Here is a 19,449-nt window from a genome sequence, read left to right as displayed (position 1 = left end):
CCCGGCGGCTGCGCCGCTAAGACCCTGTGCTTCAATGAGAGCGCCGCACCCTCGGATCCCCGACGGCGCTCTCGTCCATTTCAAGGAGAATGCGGCATGCGTGCCGAAATCGAGACCTTGGTCGACGAAATCAAGCAGGCCATAAGCCTGCTGAGGAGGCATCTTTGACTGGGATCGCTCCCTCAGACGTTTCGACCAGCTGAATCAGAAGGCGGAGGATCCGTCGATCTGGAACGACCCGATGGAAGGCCAGAAGCTGATGCGCGAGCGTCAGGAGCTTGAATCTTCCATCACGGCGATCCGGCGCCTCGAACAGACGGTAGCCGATTCGATCGACCTCATCGCCATGGGCGAAGAAGAGGGTGATCAGGACATCGTCACGGAAGCCGAAAAGGCGCTGCGCGAGGTCAAGGCCGAGGTCGACAAGCGGCAGATCGAGACGCTGCTCTCCGGCGAGGCCGATTCGAACGACACCTATCTGGAAGTCCATTCCGGGGCCGGCGGCACCGAGAGCCAGGACTGGGCCGAGATGCTCGAGCGCATGTACATGCGCTGGGCCGAGCGCGCCAAGTTCAAGGTCGAGGTGCTCGAGGAGCATGCAGGCGAAGAGGCCGGGATCAAGTCGGCGACGCTGCTGATCAAGGGCCACAACGCCTATGGCTGGGCGAAGACCGAATCGGGTGTGCATCGCCTGGTGCGGATCTCGCCCTATGACAGCCAGGCGCGGCGGCACACCTCCTTCGCCTCGGTCTGGGTGTATCCGGTGGTCGACGACACGATCGACATCCAGGTCAACGAATCGGAGTGCCGCATCGACACCTACCGGGCGTCGGGCGCCGGCGGTCAGCACGTCAACACCACCGATTCGGCGGTTCGCATCACCCACATCCCGACCGGCATCGTCGTCGCCTGCCAGCAGGAGCGCTCGCAGCACAAGAACCGGGCCACTGCCTGGAACATGCTGAAGGCGCGGCTCTACGAGGCCGAGCTCGAAAAGCGCGAGGCGGTGGCGAACGCCGAAGCGGCCTCGAAGAGCGACATCGGCTGGGGCCACCAGATCCGCTCCTACGTGCTGCAGCCGTACCAGATGGTGAAGGACCTGCGCACCGGCGTCGAAAGCACCAGTCCGCAGGACGTGCTGGATGGCGACATCGACGCCTTCATGGAGGCGGCGCTCGCCCAGCGCGTCCATGGCGGCAAGGTGGACGTCGAAGACGTCGACTGAGAGGCGGCAAGGTCGACATCGAAGACGTCGGCCGAGGTTTTTCATCGTTCAACTGTCAACGGCCCGGCATCGCAGCGAGCGGTGCCGGGCCGTTCTCGTTTCGCTCGAGCTCAGCCGAATTCGCGGATGCGGTCCCCGAGGCGAAAAAACTTCGCCGGATCGACGGCCTTGTCGTTGCGGCGCACCTCGTAGTGGAGGTGCGGGCCGGTGCTGCGCCCGGTCGAGCCGACGGCGCCGACGCGTTCGCCACGGCCGATGGTCTGGCCGACCTCGACGGAAATCTTCGACATATGCCCGTAGCGGGTGGTGATGCCGTCGCCATGGTCGATCTCGACCATGTTGCCGTAGCCACCATAGGAGCCCGCCTTGATCACCTTGCCAGGCGCCGTCGCGCGGACGGCGCTTCCGCGGGGCTCGGCGAAGTCGATGCCGGAATGAAAGGCGCTGCGGCCGAGAAACGGATCGGCCCGGACCCCGAAGGTGGAGGAGATCATCCGCGCCGGCATCGGCCGGTCGAGCGGCAGGGTCTTCGTCACGGCGGCGACGCGCTGCAAGGCGTCGAGCGCCTCGTCGAGTTCGGCGATCGACTGATCGAAGGCGTCTGCGGCGGGCACCGGCTCGTAGGGGCCGCCCTGGGCGCGCTCGCCGTCGTCATCGCCGCCGGGCACCTTGATTCCGGCCGCAGCCAGCGCCGAGGAGATGCGCACGGCCCGGCCGCGGGCGGTCGAGGCCAAGGCTTCGAGATGTCGGATCTGGCCGAGTTCGGCGACGCTGATCGCCTCGCCGATGCGGCGCAAACTGTCGTTGGAAATGACGTCCGCCGGTCTTCGGGCTAGGCGCCCCGACTTGGCGGCGGTCGGTGCGGCTGGGGCCGGCTCGGCTTCGGCCCGCAGGCGGGCGAGCCAGTCGACCGGGGCGGCATCTTGCGAGGGCGCGAAGGCGTTCGCCGCCGGGGCGGCCATCGGCTCTTCGGCGGTGACTTCGCCGTCGCCGTCGCCGCCGCCTTCCGCCACCGACAAGGAATCTGAGGCCGGCTCGATTTCCACCGGATCGACGGCTTCCTCCTCGGGCTTGGGCGTCGGGATGGGCACGGCTGCGGCGAGGAGACCCGTAGACTTCGCCTTGTCGAAGAGCGGCCGGAGCCGCTCGTAGCGGGCACTGAGTTCCTCCTGCTGCTCGAGCAGGACGTCGACCTTGCTCTCCACCATCTTCTGGGCGAGGAACTGCCGGCTGGTCGCCCGGTCGAGTTCGGCCCGCAGCGTCGCGATCCGCTCCTCGTATTCGTGGCGGACCTGCCACTGCCGCTCGCTGACGCCGGTGTCGTCCGGTGCCGTGGAGACGTAGCCGAAGGGGGCGGCGAAGGCCGCGGCGACGATGACGGCGGCGAGCGCCGATCCCATGAGCAGACGCGTGCGGCAGATGGTGAAGTGCCGGACGTGCTCGCCCCGGGCGATGATCACCGTGTGGGGCTCTTTGCGTCTACCGAAGGTGCTCGTCAGCATGCTCGCCTGCATCGACCCGATCGCTTCTGGGGCGGCCCGAAGGGGCTCTCGTCGACGGCGATTAGAAATCCTTAAGGTTAATGTTTCGTTGGCAACGACCTTGGGAAATCGCCACGCGCTCAGCGCGAGCGGGGCGAGAGCGAGCGATAGAAGGTCGGCGTCAGCCCCGCCTCGGCCCGGGCGCGGTCGTTGAACGGGGCCTTCACGTCGCCGCGGAAACTCTCCCGCACCAGGACGCCGAAGCGTTCGGCCGCATTGACGTTCTGGCGCGCGCAGAGAAAGCGGAACCACTTGGCGCCGATGGCCACGTGCTTCTTCTCGTCGCGATAGATGATCTCCAGGATCTTCGCCGTATCGAGGTCGCCGACGGCGGTGAGCTTGTCGATCATCGAGGGCGTGACGTCGAGGCCGCGGGCCTCGAGAATCAGCGGCACGACGGCGAGCCGCGCGGACAGATCGTGGGCCGTCGCCTCGACGGCCTGCCAGAGGCCGTCATGGGCGGGCAGGGCGCCGTAGCGCGAGCCGAGCGACTGGAGCCGCCGGGAGAGCAGGCCGAAATGCTTGGCCTCCTCCAGCGCCACCGTCATCCAGCCGTCGAAGAAGCTGCGCGGCATCGTCTCGCGGGCAAAGCGGGCGACGATGTCGAGGGCGAGATCGATGGCGTTGAGCTCGATATGGGCGAGGGCGTGGATGAGGACGATCCGCCCCTCCTCGGTATGGGCCGAGCGGCGCGGGAGGAAGCGCGGCGAGACGAGTTCGGGCTCGTTCGGCCGCCCGGGCCTACCCGGATGGGAGGGGTCGGTCGCCGAATGGAGGCCGAGCCGCCGGGAGAACCACAGGCGGCAGGCGAGATTCGTCAGCCGGACCTTCTCGTCGAGGTCGCTCGCGGCCAAGGCGTCGATCGCCGCCTCGCGCAGCGTCGAAGGCAATCTTTCCTCGGTTCCGGTCGGCGCAGCGTCCTCCACGAGGATCACGCCGTCTCGGAAAGCTGGCGCGCTGCCTGAAGCACCTCCTCGGCGTGGCCCGGCACCTTCACCTTCGGCCACAACTGCCGGACTTCGCCGCCCGCCCCGATCAGCGCGGTCGTCCGCTCGACGCCCATGTACTTGCGGCCGTACATCGACTTTTCGACCCAGACGCCAAAGGCCGAAAGGAGCGACTTTTCTTCGTCGGCGAGGAGCCGGACGGTCAGTTCATGCTTGTCGCGGAACTTCTGGTGCTTCTTCACCGGATCGGGCGAGACCCCGAAGACCGCCACGCCGGCCACGGCGAAGTCCTTAGCCAGGCTGCTGAAATCGACAGCCTCGCGCGTGCATCCCGAGGTATCGTCCTTGGGGTAGAAATACAGAACGAACGGCTTTCCGAGGAGGTCACCGAGCGAGACCATCTCGCCACGGTCGTCGGGCAAGTTGAAGTCCGGGCATTTGTCGCCGAGGGAAATCGTCATCGTGTCATCCTTTCGACGCGAGAAGATTGAAGGAGCACCCGGGAGGGGCATGGCACATCGGTTCCGACCGATACCGCACGGGAGGGGTCCTGGCCATGCTGCCATGCGAAAGTGGGGTGGGAAGCTGTTGAGATGCAGGCAGGGGCGATGCGGGCGAGGACCCGACCGACGGTGATGGACGACATTCATCCCGACGAAGACGGATCGCGCGAAGCAGCCAACACCCTTGGCCGGACGCAAACATGAGGCGCGCTGCCGGGATCTCCTGCGGCGTGCTCGCCGCCGTCCTCGTCTTCGTCGTGGGCACGATCACCCTCGTTGTCGCCACCTCCTTCGGCAACCGCCTGCTCCTCGACCAGAGCGAGCGTCTGGCGGCCATGATCTTGCCCGACGGCGTCGCGGTTTCGATCGGCGGTCGCAGCGTCGGATTCGCGCCATCCGGCAAGATCGGCCTGCGCTACGCCAATGTCGTCCTGACCGACCGTGCGTCCGGGGCGACGCTCGGCTCCGTCGCCGACCTTTCCATCGGCTTCAGCCTCTTCGACCTTCTGACCGACGATCTCGCCGCCGAGGCGATCACCGCCGATGGTGTCATCATCGAACCGGCGTTGCTTTCGGGGGGAGCGGATGTCGGGCCGGTGAAGGTCGAGGCGATCTTTGCCGGCCTCGACCGGGCCGCCGCTGAAATCGTCGGCCTGCCGATCGAGACGATCACCGTCAGCAACCTGCAGCTTGCGGGGAGCGGCCCGGCCGAGCCGCGGGTCGAGCGGTTGCAGATGAGCAAGGAAGCCGGCGGCGATCTCCGCCTGAACGCCGCCGTCGCACTCGACCAGAGGAGGATCGCCGTCACCGGGTCGGCGGTGCCCTTCGCCGCGGGCCCGGGCCTGCGGGAACTCAGCCTCTCCACCAGCCGGATCGACGTTCCCGTCACCATCGGCCCGGCGGCCCGGCCGTCACTGGCGTTTTCGCTCGGGCTCAGCGGCGAGAAAGGCGAGCGCCGACTGAAGCTTGTCGCGACGACGGCGCTTTCCGACGGGGACGGGCAAAGGATCGACGGCGTACTGTCGATCGGGTTCAACGAAGGCCTCCAAGCAGCTGACATCGCAGCCGATTTCACCGACGGCTCGGACGTCAGGGCCGTCTTCGAAGGCGCCGTCGATCTTGCCGCGGCGGCGGACGGCATGGTTCCCTTCCGGCTGGATTCGACGCAGCTCGTCTCGAGTCTTCGGAGTGTGGTCGCCGAGCCCGGGCCCACTCTGACGCGGACGGCAAGGCTGACTTCCCGCGGTACGGTCGATCTCAAGGCGGGCAAGCTTCGCATCCAGGAGGCCCGGCTCGAGACCGGCGACGGCTGGCTCGCCGCAACCGCCGAACTCGGCGGCCTCGGCGCGCAGGACAGGCTGGAGACCCGGGTCGCCGCCATGGGACTGAGTGCCGCAGACCTCCTGGCCTTCTGGCCGTTCTTCCTGGCCGAGGGGCCGCGCAGCTGGGGGATGGCGCATCTGAAGGACGGCGTGGTCACCGATGCGCAGATTTCCCTCGACCTGACGATCGAGCGGTTGCTCGCCGTCATCGAGCCCAACACGCCGATGCGCGACGACGAGTTCAAGCTGCGGCTCGGCTTCGAGGGAGGCGCGTTCACCACCCTCACCGACATGCCGCCATTGGCGGAGGTATCCGGCTCTGTCCGGCATCGCGGCGACCACGCCACGATCGGCCTCGAATCGGGATCCGTCGTCGGGATGCCGGAGCTTTCGATCCTGCCCTCGTCGCTGGAATTCCAGCATGCCGGAGGCGGCGTCGACGGCGCATTGTCCCTCAATATCGAAGGCGCCGCCGCCGACCTCATTCGGCTTGCCGGGCACGAACCGATCATCGCCAACGCCACGAAGGACTGGCAGCCCCAGGATTTCGAGGGCAAGGCCCGTGTCGGGGTGGGGACGGCCTTTCATCTCGGCGATGAGCCGGAAGCGGGGGCCGACGTGAGCGGACTGAAATGGACCGTCGTCGCCGAACTGAAGGGCGTCGACGTCAAGAAGCCGATCGAGGGGCGGCGACTGACCGATCTCACCGGAACGGCGATGATCGCCGAGGCGAGCGCCATGGGCGACTTCACCGGCCGGATCGACGGCATTCCCGCCGATGTCAGCTTCACGCAACCGATCGGACCCGACCCGGTGGGGGATGCCTCGCTGAAGATCTCTGCCCGTCTCGACGATGGCGAGATCGCCGCGCTGTCGCCGTCGCTGGCGCGGGTCGTCAAAGGCCCCGTCGCCGTCGACCTCACCCGGCAAGGCAGCGGTTTCGCCTCGCGGGTCGATCTGACCAGGGCGGCGATGACGTTGCCGGCGATCGGCTGGTCGAAGAGCGCCGGGGTGCCGGGGATCCTGACCTTCTCGGCGAGGCAGGACGGCCCCGTCTTGAGGATCGACGACGCGGTCCTCGACGGCGAGGGGTTCTCGGCGACGGGTTCGGCCGAGCTCGACGATGCGGGCCTGAAATCGATGGTCCTGAATTCACTGGCGCTCAATCGCAGCGATTCGGTTTCCGCCCGGCTGACCCGGATCGAAGGCGGCATCGGCATCAGCATCGCCGCGAACGGCATCGACGCGCGGCCGATGCTCGCCGCCTTCGAGGCCGGCTTCGGCAAGAACGGCGACAAACAGTCCGGCGACGAGGAAAGGCTGCGCATCGAACTGTCGGCGGACAAGCTCGTCGGCTTCAACGGCGAGACGCTCCAGGATGCGGCGATTCGCTACGAGGCCAGCGGCGACCGGGTCCGGGGTGCTTCGCTGGCCGCCAGCATTGCCGGAGCTCCGGTCTCGATGATCTTCGAGCCGGCGGCGAGGGACACGCCGGCCCTGCGGCTGGAGGTGGGAGACGCCGGCGCGTTGCTGCGCTTTTCCGGCTTCTACGGCAAGATGAAGGGCGGGCGGCTGCAGGCCAGGCTCGGAACGCGCGACGGCGCCTATGGCGGTCAGGTGGTGCTGAGCGATTTCACCCTGGTCGACGAGGAGCGGTTGCGGCGTCTCGTCGGGACGGCACAGCAACGATCCGACAGTCTGGCCGCCCGGCTCGGCAAGGATCTTCCCGTCGCCAACGCCTATTTCGACACCGCCTACGCCACCTTGCTGTGGAAGGGCGGGCGGTTGATCCTCGACGACGGGATCATTCGCGGGCCGGTGTTCGGATCGAGCTTCGCCGGCACGCTCATCGATCCGTCCGGCCGGGTCGACATGGCCGGCTCCTTCATGCCGGCCTACGGCGTCAACCGGCTGTTCGGCGCGCTGCCCTTCGTCGGCGGCGTACTGGGCAATGGCGGCGAGGGCGGCCTCATCGGCATTACCTACCGGCTCGACGGCATGCTCTCCGACCCGACCCTCATCGTCAATCCGATCTCGCTGATCGCGCCCGGCATCTTCAGGCGGATCTTCGAGTATTGATCGGGGTTGGAAGGATGCGGCTGAACGTCTATCGGCGGAGCGACGGTTTGGACCGTCGCTCCGCCGCTGCGTTCCGGATGACGACTAAGGCGACGCTTCCGTCTACTGCGGCCGCACCAGCACGTGCTTCTTGCGCCCGACCGAGAGCTTGATCACGCCGTCCTTGAGATCAGCCTCACCGAGGCTTGCGCGCGGGTCGGAGACCGTCTCGTCGTTGACACGCACCGCGCCGCTCTGGACGTGGCGGCGCGCCTCGCCATTGGAGCCGGCAAGACCCGCCGCGACGACGAGCGACAGGAGCCCGGCGCCGCCCGCAAGTTCCGACCGCGCCACCGTGATGGTCGGCAGCGTCTCGGCGAGCGCCCCTTCCTCGAAGGTCACGCGCGCCGTTTCGGCGGCCTCTTCGGCGGCCTCGCGGCCATGAACGACGGCCGTCGCCTCGGTTGCGAGGATCTTCTTCGCCTCGTTGATCTCCGATCCGTCGAGCGCTTCGAGCCTGGCGATCTCGTCCAGCGGCAGGCGGGTGAAGATCTTCAGGAAGCGGCCGACGTCGGCATCCTCGGTGTTGCGGAAATACTGCCAGAAATCATAGGGGCTGAAGAGGTCTCCATTCAGCCAGACGGCGCCTTGGGCGGTCTTGCCCATCTTGGCGCCGGAGGCGGTGGTGAGCAGCGGCGTCGTCAGCGCATAGAGTTGCGGCGTGCCCATGCGGTGGCCGAGGTCGACGCCGTTGATGATGTTGCCCCACTGGTCCGAGCCGCCCATCTGCAGCCGGCAGCCGTAGCGCCGGGACAGCTCGACGAAGTCGTAGCCCTGCATGATCATGTAGTTGAATTCGAGGAAGGACAGCGACTGTTCGCGGTCGAGCCGGATCTTCACCGAATCGAAGGACAGCATCCGGTTGACCGAGAAATGCCGGCCGACGTCGCGCAGGAACTCGACATAGTTGAGCTTCAACAGCCAGTCGGCATTGTTGACCATGACCGCGTCGGTCGGCCCCTCGCCGAATTTCAGGATCTTCGCGAAGATCTTCTTGATGCCGGCGATGTTCTCCTCGATCGCTTCCGTGGTCAGAAGCTTGCGCTGCTCGTCGCGGAAGGACGGATCGCCGACCATCGAGGTGCCGCCGCCCATCAACGCGATCGGCCGGTGGCCGGTCTCCTGCAGCCAATAGAGCATGGTCGCCGAGATCAGATTGCCGATGTGAAGGCTCGTCGCCGTGGCGTCGTAGCCGACATAGGCCGTCACGGTCTCCCTGGCGAAAAGTTCGTCCATCCCGGTCTCGTCGGAGACCTGGTGGATGAAGCCGCGCTCGGCGAGCGTACAGAGAAAGTCGGACTTGAAACCGGTCATGGGTGCGGGGTCCTGTCGATCGGGGTCGCCTCTGGCCGCAGCGAGGCGTTGGTAATGCTGTCGTCGGGAGCGTGACGCGGAAGGGACGAGGCCAGATGTCCCGGCCGCGTCGTGCAATGCCTGGGATCACGCACTCGGTCGCGGCGATGACGGGCGACGCGTGAAGCCGCAGCCGTCGCGCGGGTCCTTTCTTGGCAGGACTTGCAGCCTGGCCGCTGCCTCGTCCTGCCTTGCAGCGCTGATGTCGCGAATGCCTCAGCGCAAGCGCTTCGGCCGCGGGTCGGAGAGTTCGCCGGCCATCCGACGGTCGAGATAGTCGGCGCATTCAGCGATCAGCTCGTCGGTATGCTCGGTGTAGAAGTGGTTCGCCTCTTCCATCGTCTTCTGGGTGATGATGATGCCCTTCTGGGTCTTCAGCTTGTCGACCAGCGTCTGGACGTCGCGCGGCGGCGCGACGCGATCCTTGCCGCCATGAATGATCAGGCCGGAAGACGGGCAGGGGGCGAGGAAGGAGAAGTCGTAGGAGTTCGGCTGCGGCGAGACCGACAGGAAGCCCTCGATCTCGGGCCGGCGCATCAGCAGCTGCATGCCGATCCAGGAGCCGAAGGAATAGCCGGCGACCCAGGTCTGCTTGGAATCGGGATGCAGGCTCTGGACCCAGTCGAGCGCCGAGGCGGCGTCGGAGAGTTCGCCCGTGCCGTGGTCGAACTCGCCCTGGCTGCGGCCGATGCCGCGGAAATTGAAGCGCAGCGTGGTGAAGCCCCGCTCCACGAACATGTAGAACAGCTGGTAGACGATCTGGTTGTTCATCGTCCCGCCGAAGCGCGGATGCGGGTGCAACACGATCGCGATCGGGGCGTTCTTTTCCTTGGCGGCTTGGTACCGGCCTTCGAGACGACCCGCCGGGCCATTGAAGATCACTTCGGGCATATAGATACTCTCTGATAGCGGGCGGAGCCGCCACGTTGGCGACGGTTGACGAAGCCGTACCGCCTCCGTAGGTTCCAGTTTGGAAGAATTCAAAACTGGCGCTGCCGTGTAAGGGCGCTTTCTAGTCCTTTCGGGGACGAAATTTCAAGAAATTTGCGTCGGCGATACGAGACGACCTCTGCGAGTTGACATGAACGTGCGCCGCGAGCGGATCTATCTGGACCACAACGCCTCGGCACCGCTGCTGCCCGAAGCCCGGGAGGCGGCGGTGGCGGCGCTCGATCTCGGCAATCCGTCGTCGACCCATCGCGAGGGCCGGGCGGCCCGCGCGGCCTGCGAGAATGCCCGCGCCTCAGTGGCGCGGCTGATCGGCGGGGCCGGCGGATCGATCCCAGCCGAGAACGTCGTCTTCACCAGCGGCGCCACGGAAGCCGCGACGCAGCTTCTCTCGCCGCACTGGCTGATCGGCGGCCAGGCGGTGGAGATCGCGCGGGTTGCGGTTCTTGAGACCGATCATCCGGCGACCCGGGAAGGCGGCCGTTTCGCAGCCGAGGCGGTCACGCGGCTGCCTGTCGATCAGAATGGCGTCATCGATCTCGGCGCGCTCGCGGCTTTCGCCGAGGCAGCCGCGAAGGCCGGGCCCGCGATGCTCGCCATCTCCTGGGCGAATTCCGAGACCGGCGTCATCCAGCCGGTGGAGGCGATTCGCGCCGTGCTCGAGGAACGGCGCGGTGATCATTCGGTGGTCCTGGTGCTCGACGCTGCCCAGACGGCCGGGCGCATCGCCGTCGATCTCGCAGCCACGGGCGCCGACGCGCTCATCCTGTCCGGCCACAAGATGGGGGCGGCGAAGGGCGTCGGGGCGATCGCGCTCCGGACTCTCGCGACGCGACCATTTACGCTGCTGCGCGGCGGCGGGCAGGAGCGGGGCATGCGCGCCGGAACCGAAGCGCTGCCGGCGATCGCCAGTTTCGGCGCTGCGGCGGAGGTCTGCTTCGCCCGGGGCACGGACACCGTGGCACGCCTCAGCGCCATGCGCGAGCGTCTGGAAGAAGAACTGACGCGGCGGCTACCTCAAGCGATGATCCTGGGAAAGGGTGCCGAGCGTCTTCCCAATACGGTCGCGATGGTGCATCCCGGCGTCAAAGCGGAGACGGCGCAGATCGCGCTGGACCTGGCCGGCATCGCGGTCTCGGCCGGTTCGGCCTGCTCGTCCGGCAAGGTCGGGCCGAGCCATGTCGTCGCGGCCTTGGCAAAAGCCGGGCTCGACGTCGACCAGGCGCTCGGCGCGATTCGTGTCAGTTTCGGCCTCGAAACGGATGAAGGGGCTCTCGACCGGTTCGTTTGCGAGTATGAGAGGCTGGCCTGCCGGGCGGCGGTGAAAACCAGATCCGCGGCGGCCGCCTGAGCGCTTGCGATTATTTGGAATGGCACTAAAAACCCGGCCATTCGAGACTTATCTTGACGAGCGGGAGCAAGTTTTCCCAATCGTATCACCCGACCACCGGACCTTGACTCCGGCGAGTATGGAGCGAGACGCATGCCTGCAGTCCAGGAGACCATCGACCAGGTCCGACAGATCGACGTCGACCAGTACAAATACGGCTTCGAGACGCTGATCGAGATGGACGTCGCCCCGAAGGGGCTGAACGAAGAGATCATCAAGCTCATCTCGGCCAAGAAGGGCGAGCCCGAATGGATGCTCGCCTGGCGCCTTGAGGCCTTCGAGCGCTGGAAGACGATGGAGAGCCCGGACTGGGCCCGCGTCGACTATCCGCCGATCGACTTTCAGGACATCCATTATTACGCCGCACCGAAGTCGATGTCCGGTCCGGCCTCCCTCGACGAGGTCGACCCGGAGATCCTGCGCACCTACGAGAAGCTCGGCATCCCGCTGCGCGAGCAGGAGATCCTTGCCGGCGTCGTAAAGCCTCAGGCAGAGCCCGAGACCGACGAGAACGGTCTTGCCATGCCGACCGGCAACCGCGTCGCCGTCGATGCGGTGTTCGATTCGGTTTCCGTCGCGACGACCTTCAAGAAGGAGCTGCAGAAGGCCGGCGTGATCTTCATGCCGATCTCCGAGGCGATCCGCGAGCATCCGGAGCTGGTGAAGAAGTATCTCGGCTCGGTGGTCCCGGTCTCCGACAACTTCTTCGCCACGATGAACTCGGCCGTCTTCACCGACGGCTCCTTCGTCTATGTCCCGCCGGGCGTGCGCTGCCCGATGGAGCTGTCGACCTATTTCCGCATCAACGAGAAGAACACCGGCCAGTTCGAGCGGACGCTGATCATCGCCGATGCCGGCTCCTACGTCTCCTATCTCGAAGGCTGTACGGCGCCCCAGCGCGACGAGAACCAGCTGCATGCCGCCGTCGTCGAGCTGATCGCGCTGGACGATGCCGAGATCAAATATTCCACCGTCCAGAACTGGTATCCGGGCGACAAGGAAGGCAAGGGCGGCATCTACAACTTCGTCACCAAGCGGGGCGACTGCCGCGGCAAGAACTCGCGCATCTCGTGGACGCAGGTCGAGACCGGCTCGGCGATCACTTGGAAATATCCGTCCTGCATCCTGCGGGGCGACAATTCGCGCGGCGAGTTCTATTCGATCGCCGTGTCGAACGGCCGCCAGCAGATCGACAGTGGCACCAAGATGATCCATCTCGGCAAGAACACGACGAGCCGGATTATCTCGAAGGGCATTTCGGCGGGCAATTCCAACAACACCTATCGCGGTCTGGTCACCGCCAATCGCAAGGCGGCCAATGCCCGCAACTTCACCCAGTGCGACTCGCTGCTGATCGGCAACGACTGCGGAGCGCATACCGTGCCCTATATCGAGGCGAAGAACGCCACGGCGCAGTTCGAGCACGAGGCGACGACGTCGAAGATCTCCGACGACCAGCTGTTCTACTGCATGCAGCGCGGCATCCCGGAGGAGGAGGCCGTGGCACTGATCGTCAACGGCTTCGTCCGCGACGTCATCCAGCAGCTGCCGATGGAGTTCGCGGTCGAGGCGCAGAAGCTGATCGGGATTTCGCTGGAAGGCTCGGTGGGTTGACGCGGCCGGTGAATGACTACCGCGGCCGGGTCTAAAACGTGGTTTAAGATGATGGTGGCGGAGTCACTTGCCAGGAGCAAGCCATGAACGAGAACGTCGAGAATCTGGTCCTCGAACATTTGCGATCCATGCGCCAGCAAATGGCGCGTCTGGAAGAGAAGGTCGATCGGCTGTCTGCGGAATCGCTCGTCATTCGCCAACATGTCGGTGGTCTGGTTGGGAGCAACACGCTCAGTGACCACCGGTTCGCCAGCCTGGAATTGCGCCTCGACCGCATCGAACGCCGGCTGGAACTGGTAGACTGATGACCCCCGACCCGACGGACCCGCGCCACGCCCGCCTGCGCGCGGTCGAGGATCAGATTGAGCAGGCTCGCGAGGCCGTGGCGATGGCGCAGGGTTCGATGACTGATCCGATCGTCGCCGACGAAGTCGAGGCGCTGCAGGCGGAGCGCCAGCGACTGCTCGAAGAGATCAGAACCGCGGACGACGCCGATCGCCGCTAAACCCGACCGCATTGCACTGACCACACACGAACGAACGCTAGAGACGAAAAGGCGCCATGCTCGAAATCAAAAACCTCCACGCCCGTGTCGCCGACGAGGGCACCGAGATCCTCAAGGGTGTCGACCTGACGGTCAAGGACGGCGAGGTCGCCGCGATCATGGGGCCGAACGGCTCCGGCAAGTCGACCCTGTCCTACATCCTCGCTGGCCGCGACGACTACGAGGTGACCGAGGGCGACATCCTCTACAATGGCGAGTCGATCCTCGAGATGGACCCGGCCGAGCGCGCCGCTTCGGGCGTGTTCCTCGCCTTCCAGTACCCGCTGGAGATCCCCGGCGTCGCCACCATGACCTTCCTGAAGACGGCGATGAACGCCCAGCGCAAGGCGCGCGGCGAGGCCGAGCTGATGACGCCGGACTTCATGCGCCGCGTCAAGGCGGCCGCGGCCGAGCTGAAGATCGACGCCGAGATGCTGAAGCGGCCGCTCAATGTCGGCTTTTCCGGCGGCGAGAAGAAGCGTGCGGAGATCCTGCAGATGGCGCTGCTCGAGCCGAAGCTCTGCGTCATGGACGAGACCGATTCCGGCCTCGACATCGACGCCCTCAAGATCGTCGCCGACGGCGTCAACGCGTTGCGCTCGGAGACCCGCTCGTTCCTGGTCATCACCCACTATCAGCGCCTGCTCGACTACATCGTGCCGGACACGGTCCACGTCCTCTACAAGGGCAGGATCATCAAGTCCGGGGACAAGGATCTCGCGCTGCAGCTCGAAAACGAGGGCTACGGCCAGATCATCGGCGAGGCTGCGTAACTCATGAGTGTCACCGAACTTCGACCGAGAACGCCGGCCGATACGGCGCTCGTCTCGCTGGCGGAAGCCGCCGGGAGTGGCGAGGACGCGCGCCGCGCCGCGATCGAGGCGCTGCGCCGCGAAGGGCTGCCGCATCGCCGCATCGAGGCCTGGCACTATACCGACCTGCGCAATCTGATGGGCCGCCGGCTCGGCGGTAACCAGCTGATCGAGGCCGTCGCCGCTAGAGAATTCCCGCAGACCGGGACGGTGCTGGCGCCGCTGGTCGCCGGCTCGACGGTGGTCGATCTCGACGCGCCGGAACGCGCAAGCGCGCCGCAGGGCGTCACCATCGCGGCCACCGACGATCTCGCCGACTGGCACGAGAGCCCCAACCATCTCGACCGCCCGGTCGACACGGTGCGGCTCGTCAGCGCGGCTTTCGGGGCCCGCGCGGCGACGATCACGGTTGCCGGCAAGGCGGAACTTGCCGCACCGATCGAGCTGCGCGGCGGCATCGGCGCGCCGTCCCATTCGGCCGTCCGGGTCAGCGTCGGCGACGGGGCCACGGCGACCTTCGTCGAGCGCGTCGAGGGCGGCGGCTCGCCTGCCCCCTCCAGTGCGGTGTCGCATCTGTCGATCGGCGACGGCGCCGAGGTGCTGTGGGTGATCGACCAGGCGAAGGACGAGGGCGCGGCCCATCTCGGCCAGCTGAACGTCTCGGTCGGTGCCAATGCCACCTTCAAGCTGTTCCTGCTCAATGCCGGCGGTCAGCTGGTGCGCCAGGAGGTACATGCGGTGACGGCGGGCGAGGGTTCCGAGATCATCATGCGCGGGGTGAACCTTCTCGAAAAGGACCAGCATGTCGACGTGACGACGACGCTGCGCCACACCCATCCGAACACCACCGCCACGGAAACATTCCGCAACGTGCTGATGGGTGGCCACGGGGTCTTCCAGGGCATGATCAAGGTTTCCCGCGAGGCGCAGAAGACCGACGCGAAGATGGCCTGCAACACGCTGCTCCTGTCCGAGGACGGCGACTTTTCGGCGAAGCCCGAGCTGGAGATCTTCGCCGACGACGTTCAGTGCGGCCACGGCGCGACGGCGGGCGAGATCAATCAGGATCACCTGTTCTACCTGATGTCGCGCGGCATCCCTGCGCCGCAGGCGAAAGCCCTCCTGGTCAAGGCCTTCGTCGACGAGATGGTCGAGGAGCTGGAGATCGACGCGGCGCTGGGGGAAGCCCTGACGGGCAAGATCGACGCCTGGCTCGAACAGAGCCACTGACCCCATGCCGCGGGCGCTCGCCGCCCGTTGCAAATGCCGGCAGGGGCAGCTTCGACGCCGCCTCCCGCCATCGGTCACCGGAGTCCCAGACAATGTCCGCACAAGCCGCGATTTCCGCATCCCTCGGCTACGACGTCGAGAAGATCCGCGCCGACTTTCCGATCCTGTCGAAAGAGGTCTACGGCAAGCCGCTGACCTATCTCGACAACGGCGCCTCGGCCCAGAAGCCGAAGGCGGTGCTCGACACCATCATGCGCGCCTACTCAGAGGACTACGCCAACGTCCATCGCGGCCTGCATTTTCTGTCGAACCGCTCGACCGAGGCCTTCGAGGACGCCAGAACCAAAGTCGCGACTTTCCTCAATGCCGGCTCGGCGGAGGAGATCGTCTTCACCCGTTCGGCGACGGAATCGATCAATCTCGTCGCCTATGGCTACGGAATGGAAACGATCGGCGAGGGCGACGAGATCGTCCTCACCCAGATGGAGCATCACTCCAACATCGTGCCGTGGCACTTCATCCGAGAGAGGAAGGGCGCAAAGCTCGTCTTCGTGCCGGTGGAGGACGACGGCTCGATCAGCGTCGAGGCTTTCGAGAAGGCCATCACGCCCCGGACGAAGCTGATCGCCACGACCCACATGTCGAACGTCCTCGGCACGGTCGTGGACGTCAAGGCGGTGTGCGCACTCGCCCGTTCGAAGGGTATCGCGACCCTCGTCGACGGCAGCCAGGGCGCCGTGCACCTGCCGGTCGACGTCCAGGACATCGGCTGCGACTTCTACGTCTTCACCGGCCACAAGGTGTACGGCCCGACGGGCATCGGCGTCCTCTACGGCCGCCAGGCGATGCTGGAGGCGACGCGGCCGTTCAATGGCGGCGGCGAGATGATCGCCGAGGTGACGGAGGAGGGCGTGACCTACAACGCTCCGCCGCATCGCTTCGAGGCCGGTACGCCCGCGATCGTCCAGGCGATCGGGCTCGGCGCGGCGCTCGACTACATGGCGAGCGTCGGCCGCGAGAGTATCGCCGCCCACGAGGAGACGTTGCGGGCCTATGCCCACGAGCGCCTCAAGGCGATCAACTCGCTGAGGATCTACGGCGAGGCGCCGGGCAAGGGCGCGATCGTCTCCTTCGACCTCGCAGGCATCCACGCCCACGACGTCTCGATGGTCATCGACCGCGAGGGCGTCGCGGTGCGCGCCGGCACCCATTGCGCGCAGCCGCTCTTGAAGCGGTTCGGAACCACCTCCACATGCCGGGCTTCGTTTGGTATGTACAATACCCTGGCCGAGGTCGACCGACTGGCTGAAGCCCTCGAAAAGGCGCGGCGCTTTTTCGCCTGACCGCCCAACCCGAGAAGACACCGATGACAGACCAAGCCGAGACCACGACCAGCGCGCCGGCGTCGAATGAGCTCGCCACCGCCGCGCCGACGGACGACACCGCCGCCGCCAACATGGCGATGGCTTCGGGGGGGCAGGATGCCTCGACGATCCCGGCCGAGGAGTTGTCGCGCCTCACCGACGACATCATCGGCGCGCTGAAGACCGTCTACGATCCGGAGATTCCGGCCGACATCTACGAGCTCGGCCTGATCTACAAGATCGACATCGACGACGAGCGCAACGTCGACGTCGAGATGACGCTGACGGCACCCGGCTGCCCGGTGGCGGGCGAGATGCCGATCTGGGTCGAGAACGCCGTCGGCTCCGTCGATGGCGTCGGTCAGGTCAAGGTCGAGATCGTCTTCGATCCTCCCTGGACACCGGAGCGCATGAGCGAGGAAGCCCAGGTCGCCGTCGGCTGGTTCTGAGCGCGGAGGCGACGATGGCGCCCGCCCTCAGCGGTCTCCTCGAAACCTGCCTCTATGTCGACGACATGGAGCGGGCGAGAAAATTTTACTTACGGCTCCTTGGGCAGGAGCCGGTCGTGACGGAAGAGCGCATCACCGTCTTCCGGCTGGCGGATGGGACCGTCCTGATCCTCTTCCGGCGCGGCTCGACGCTGGAGCCCGTCGATGTGCCGGGCGCTGGCACGATCCCACCCCATGACGGCAGCGGGCCGCTCCACTTCGCGCTGGCCATACCCGAGGGTTCCGAGGATGAGTGGCGCCGGCACCTCGGCGAAATCGGTGTCGCCGTCGAGAGTGAGGTGGCCTGGTCGAAGGGCAGGGGTCGCAGCCTCTATTTTCGCGATCCGCACGGCCATTGCGGCGAACTGGCCGTGCGCCGGCTGTGGCAGGGATCGTGACGCCTCTTTAAGGGTGCATCGTTGTCAAGGCGGCTGATGCGGTCGGCTCTCGAAAGGGTTCTCCGGAGCCGGCGGCTTTCCCAGCGACGGTGTGCCAATGGTCGTCAGCTTGGCGACGGTCCGGCAATGCGGAATAGGTTGCAGTTTACCTGACAAATTGCCATCTCTCTCATCATGATCGAACTCGAGGCCTGCTCCGTCCTGCACCTTCCGCATCGGCACCTTGCGACCCGGCTCGGGTTCGCTAGGTGACCAAGTAATTCTCGAGGCTGAAAGGAGCGATCCGATGGGCCGTTTTGCCGTCATGAGCATGACCAACGCCGCCGCCGAGCGCATCAAGGCCATCCTCGCCGCAAGCGATCGCGCGGCGCAGGGGATCCGCGTCGGCATCAAGAAGGGCGGATGCGCCGGCATGGAGTACACGATCGACCTTGCCGACGAGGAGCGATCCGGCGAGGACGTCATCGAGCGCGAGGGAGCCAAGGTGTTCATCGCGCCTGAGGCGGTTCTCTTCTTGCTGGGCACCGAGATGGACTATGAGGAAACGGTGCTGCGATCCGGCTTCGTGTTCAAGAATCCGAACCAGACCTCGGCCTGCGGCTGCGGTGAATCGGTGGAACTGAAACAGGCCGACCTCGCAGCCATGGCCGCCGCCCAGCAGGCCGTCTGAGCCGAAGCCGGCAGAGGTTCGGGGAAGGGAAGGCGATGGACGAAGAGTTCCTGCGTGATCTCTTCCGCTCACTCCCTCAGATCGGCATCCGCCGCATGTTCGGCGGGCAGGGGATCTACAGCGAGGGCCGCATCGTCGCCCTCGTCATCGGCGGCACACTCCACCTGAAGAGCGATCCCGAGAGCGAGGCGGTCTACGCCGAGGCCGGGCTCGATCGCTGGACCTATACGCGCCCGGGCCGGGCGGCGGTGAAAATGCCATACTGGCGCTTTCCCGAAGACGCCTATGACGATCCCGACGAAGCCGACCGCTGGATCGCCATTGCCGATGCGGCCTCGCGGCGCGTCGCGCGTCAGGCGCCCGAAAAACCTCCCCGCAAGGCCAAAAGCCGATCCACCGGTCGCTGACACCGGAGGATCCGGGCAACTGCCGTGGCGCAGTCGGAGGCGAATGGGTTCGGCGAACGGACGCGTCTGTGTCCTCGCCTGCCGGCATGCAATTCCCGTGACGGACGTCCGAAAATCTCCTCCACGAACGACGAAAGGGTGGATCGATGATCGATCCACCCTCGGTGCGTCCTGCGGCGTCGGCGCATCCGGCGATTATGTCCAGTCGCTGCGCCACTGGATCCGCTCGGCAGCCCGCAGAGCCTCGTCCCGCGACAGGCCGACGTCCCTCAGCTGCTCCGCGTTCAAGGCGAGCAGGTCCTGCCTCATCTTCCTGCGCCGCCCGACGGCCCTTGCCACGATTAGCGCGCCGGCGACGAGCGAGCGCAGGCCGCTCGACAACGGCGGCAAGGCCTCGGCTTTGTCTCGCATCCGTTCAAAATGCCCTAGCGGCCGATCTTCGAGCTGGGCGATCCGTGCATGGTGCATTGTCATGGTGACATCTCCTTCGATTGCACCCATGAAGTGATGCCCCTCTTGTACGCCGATCGATTATGCGTACAATACGATTTTCAGCATGGTGACAAAGAGAGGTG

At 66.2% G+C, this 19,449-nt stretch carries 19 protein-coding genes; 13 read left to right on the top strand and 6 right to left on the bottom strand.

The features are described 5' to 3' along the window. Positions 1–96 precede the first annotated feature (96 nt). Positions 97–1,225 (top strand): peptide chain release factor 2 gene (prfB, locus tag GTK09_RS12880; RefSeq protein WP_163463574.1). Its coding sequence is split into 2 segments (ribosomal slippage): positions 97–165 and positions 167–1,225, totalling 1,128 coding nucleotides; the frame shifts between segments, so codons are not numbered across the junction. Positions 1,226–1,335: 110 nt separating this feature from the next. Here the strand turns inward: prfB and GTK09_RS12875 are convergent. From GTK09_RS12875 to GTK09_RS12865, 3 genes are all read right to left on the bottom strand, one after another. After that, positions 1,336–2,727, bottom strand: coding sequence for a M23 family metallopeptidase (locus GTK09_RS12875; RefSeq protein WP_163463573.1), 1,392 nt, complete (start codon positions 2,725–2,727; stop codon positions 1,336–1,338). A gap of 119 nt (positions 2,728–2,846) precedes the next feature. Next, positions 2,847–3,701, bottom strand: a complete 855-nt coding sequence (locus GTK09_RS12870; RefSeq protein ID WP_312869830.1) for a ferritin-like domain-containing protein — start codon at positions 3,699–3,701, stop codon at positions 2,847–2,849. After that, positions 3,698–4,174 carry a peroxiredoxin gene (locus tag GTK09_RS12865; protein ID WP_163463572.1) on the bottom strand — a complete coding sequence of 159 codons (477 nt, stop codon included), beginning with the start codon at positions 4,172–4,174 and terminating at the stop codon, positions 3,698–3,700. Before GTK09_RS12865 ends, GTK09_RS12870 begins: the two co-directional genes overlap by 4 nt. 242 nt (positions 4,175–4,416) lie before the next feature. On the opposite strand from GTK09_RS12865, the gene GTK09_RS12860 reads away from it, so the two are divergent. Further along, on the top strand, positions 4,417–7,617 hold the full coding sequence (locus tag GTK09_RS12860; RefSeq protein ID WP_163463571.1) for an AsmA-like C-terminal region-containing protein: 3,201 nt from the start codon (positions 4,417–4,419) through the stop codon (positions 7,615–7,617). Positions 7,618–7,719: 102 nt separating this feature from the next. Here GTK09_RS12860 and tyrS read toward each other — a convergent pair whose 3' ends face one another. After that, a complete protein-coding gene (tyrS, locus tag GTK09_RS12855) occupies positions 7,720–8,970 on the bottom strand; it encodes a tyrosine--tRNA ligase (RefSeq protein ID WP_163463570.1) in 1,251 nt (416 codons plus the stop codon). Between the two features lie 255 nt (positions 8,971–9,225). After that, entirely contained in the window at positions 9,226–9,900 is a 675-nt protein-coding gene (locus tag GTK09_RS12850; RefSeq protein ID WP_163463569.1) for an alpha/beta hydrolase, read from the bottom strand. Between the two features lie 190 nt (positions 9,901–10,090). On the opposite strand from GTK09_RS12850, the gene GTK09_RS12845 reads away from it, so the two are divergent. The 11 genes from GTK09_RS12845 (at position 10,091) to GTK09_RS12795 (ending at position 18,874) form a co-directional block, all read left to right on the top strand. Beyond that, complete coding sequence (locus GTK09_RS12845; protein WP_163463568.1) at positions 10,091–11,308, top strand: cysteine desulfurase family protein; 1,218 nt, start codon at positions 10,091–10,093, stop codon at positions 11,306–11,308. 132 nt (positions 11,309–11,440) lie between these two features. Then, positions 11,441–12,961: a Fe-S cluster assembly protein SufB gene (gene sufB / locus GTK09_RS12840; protein WP_163463567.1), complete on the top strand. Its 1,521-nt coding sequence runs from the start codon at positions 11,441–11,443 to the stop codon at positions 12,959–12,961. Positions 12,962–13,044: 83 nt separating this feature from the next. Next, a complete protein-coding gene (locus GTK09_RS12835; RefSeq protein WP_163463566.1) occupies positions 13,045–13,266 on the top strand; it encodes a hypothetical protein in 222 nt (73 codons plus the stop codon). Beyond that, positions 13,266–13,466 carry a hypothetical protein gene (locus GTK09_RS12830; RefSeq protein ID WP_163463565.1) on the top strand — a complete coding sequence of 67 codons (201 nt, stop codon included), beginning with the start codon at positions 13,266–13,268 and terminating at the stop codon, positions 13,464–13,466. Before GTK09_RS12835 ends, GTK09_RS12830 begins: the two co-directional genes overlap by 1 nt. Before the next feature lie 56 nt (positions 13,467–13,522). Next, on the top strand, positions 13,523–14,278 hold the full coding sequence (sufC, locus tag GTK09_RS12825; protein WP_163463564.1) for a Fe-S cluster assembly ATPase SufC: 756 nt from the start codon (positions 13,523–13,525) through the stop codon (positions 14,276–14,278). Between the two features lie 3 nt (positions 14,279–14,281). Further along, complete coding sequence (gene sufD, locus GTK09_RS12820) at positions 14,282–15,547, top strand: Fe-S cluster assembly protein SufD (protein WP_163463563.1); 1,266 nt, start codon at positions 14,282–14,284, stop codon at positions 15,545–15,547. Between the two features lie 92 nt (positions 15,548–15,639). Continuing rightward, positions 15,640–16,890: a cysteine desulfurase gene (locus GTK09_RS12815; RefSeq protein ID WP_163463562.1), complete on the top strand. Its 1,251-nt coding sequence runs from the start codon at positions 15,640–15,642 to the stop codon at positions 16,888–16,890. A 113-nt stretch (positions 16,891–17,003) separates the two neighbouring features. Continuing rightward, complete coding sequence (locus GTK09_RS12810; RefSeq protein WP_246217890.1) at positions 17,004–17,360, top strand: SUF system Fe-S cluster assembly protein; 357 nt, start codon at positions 17,004–17,006, stop codon at positions 17,358–17,360. A gap of 14 nt (positions 17,361–17,374) precedes the next feature. Next, positions 17,375–17,797, top strand: coding sequence for a VOC family protein (locus tag GTK09_RS12805; protein WP_163463561.1), 423 nt, complete (start codon positions 17,375–17,377; stop codon positions 17,795–17,797). A 286-nt stretch (positions 17,798–18,083) separates the two neighbouring features. After that, positions 18,084–18,467, top strand: a complete 384-nt coding sequence (gene sufA / locus GTK09_RS12800; protein WP_163463560.1) for a Fe-S cluster assembly scaffold SufA — start codon at positions 18,084–18,086, stop codon at positions 18,465–18,467. A gap of 35 nt (positions 18,468–18,502) precedes the next feature. Next, on the top strand, positions 18,503–18,874 hold the full coding sequence (locus GTK09_RS12795; RefSeq protein WP_163463559.1) for a TfoX/Sxy family protein: 372 nt from the start codon (positions 18,503–18,505) through the stop codon (positions 18,872–18,874). Between the two features lie 195 nt (positions 18,875–19,069). Here GTK09_RS12795 and GTK09_RS12790 read toward each other — a convergent pair whose 3' ends face one another. Further along, positions 19,070–19,348 carry a YjiS-like domain-containing protein gene (locus GTK09_RS12790; protein ID WP_203561010.1) on the bottom strand — a complete coding sequence of 93 codons (279 nt, stop codon included), beginning with the start codon at positions 19,346–19,348 and terminating at the stop codon, positions 19,070–19,072. Positions 19,349–19,449: the final 101 nt, after the last annotated feature.

Source organism: Jiella pacifica (assembly GCF_010500815.1).
Lineage (GTDB): Bacteria > Pseudomonadota > Alphaproteobacteria > Rhizobiales > Rhizobiaceae > Jiella > Jiella pacifica.
This window is presented reverse-complemented; position numbering and strand designations above follow the sequence as displayed.

Coding starts and splice junctions, on each gene's coding strand:
- GTK09_RS12875 (WP_163463573.1), bottom strand. CDS start 2,727: ATGCTGACGAGCACCTTCGGTAGACGCAAAGAGCCCCACACGGTGATC.
- GTK09_RS12865 (WP_163463572.1), bottom strand. CDS start 4,174: ATGACGATTTCCCTCGGCGACAAATGCCCGGACTTCAACTTGCCCGAC.
- GTK09_RS12860 (WP_163463571.1), top strand. CDS start 4,417: ATGAGGCGCGCTGCCGGGATCTCCTGCGGCGTGCTCGCCGCCGTCCTC.
- tyrS (WP_163463570.1), bottom strand. CDS start 8,970: ATGACCGGTTTCAAGTCCGACTTTCTCTGTACGCTCGCCGAGCGCGGC.
- GTK09_RS12850 (WP_163463569.1), bottom strand. CDS start 9,900: ATGCCCGAAGTGATCTTCAATGGCCCGGCGGGTCGTCTCGAAGGCCGG.
- GTK09_RS12845 (WP_163463568.1), top strand. CDS start 10,091: ATGAACGTGCGCCGCGAGCGGATCTATCTGGACCACAACGCCTCGGCA.
- sufB (WP_163463567.1), top strand. CDS start 11,441: ATGCCTGCAGTCCAGGAGACCATCGACCAGGTCCGACAGATCGACGTC.
- GTK09_RS12835 (WP_163463566.1), top strand. CDS start 13,045: ATGAACGAGAACGTCGAGAATCTGGTCCTCGAACATTTGCGATCCATG.
- GTK09_RS12830 (WP_163463565.1), top strand. CDS start 13,266: ATGACCCCCGACCCGACGGACCCGCGCCACGCCCGCCTGCGCGCGGTC.
- sufC (WP_163463564.1), top strand. CDS start 13,523: ATGCTCGAAATCAAAAACCTCCACGCCCGTGTCGCCGACGAGGGCACC.
- sufD (WP_163463563.1), top strand. CDS start 14,282: ATGAGTGTCACCGAACTTCGACCGAGAACGCCGGCCGATACGGCGCTC.
- GTK09_RS12815 (WP_163463562.1), top strand. CDS start 15,640: ATGTCCGCACAAGCCGCGATTTCCGCATCCCTCGGCTACGACGTCGAG.
- GTK09_RS12810 (WP_246217890.1), top strand. CDS start 17,004: ATGGCGATGGCTTCGGGGGGGCAGGATGCCTCGACGATCCCGGCCGAG.
- GTK09_RS12805 (WP_163463561.1), top strand. CDS start 17,375: ATGGCGCCCGCCCTCAGCGGTCTCCTCGAAACCTGCCTCTATGTCGAC.
- sufA (WP_163463560.1), top strand. CDS start 18,084: ATGGGCCGTTTTGCCGTCATGAGCATGACCAACGCCGCCGCCGAGCGC.
- GTK09_RS12795 (WP_163463559.1), top strand. CDS start 18,503: ATGGACGAAGAGTTCCTGCGTGATCTCTTCCGCTCACTCCCTCAGATC.
- GTK09_RS12790 (WP_203561010.1), bottom strand. CDS start 19,348: ATGACAATGCACCATGCACGGATCGCCCAGCTCGAAGATCGGCCGCTA.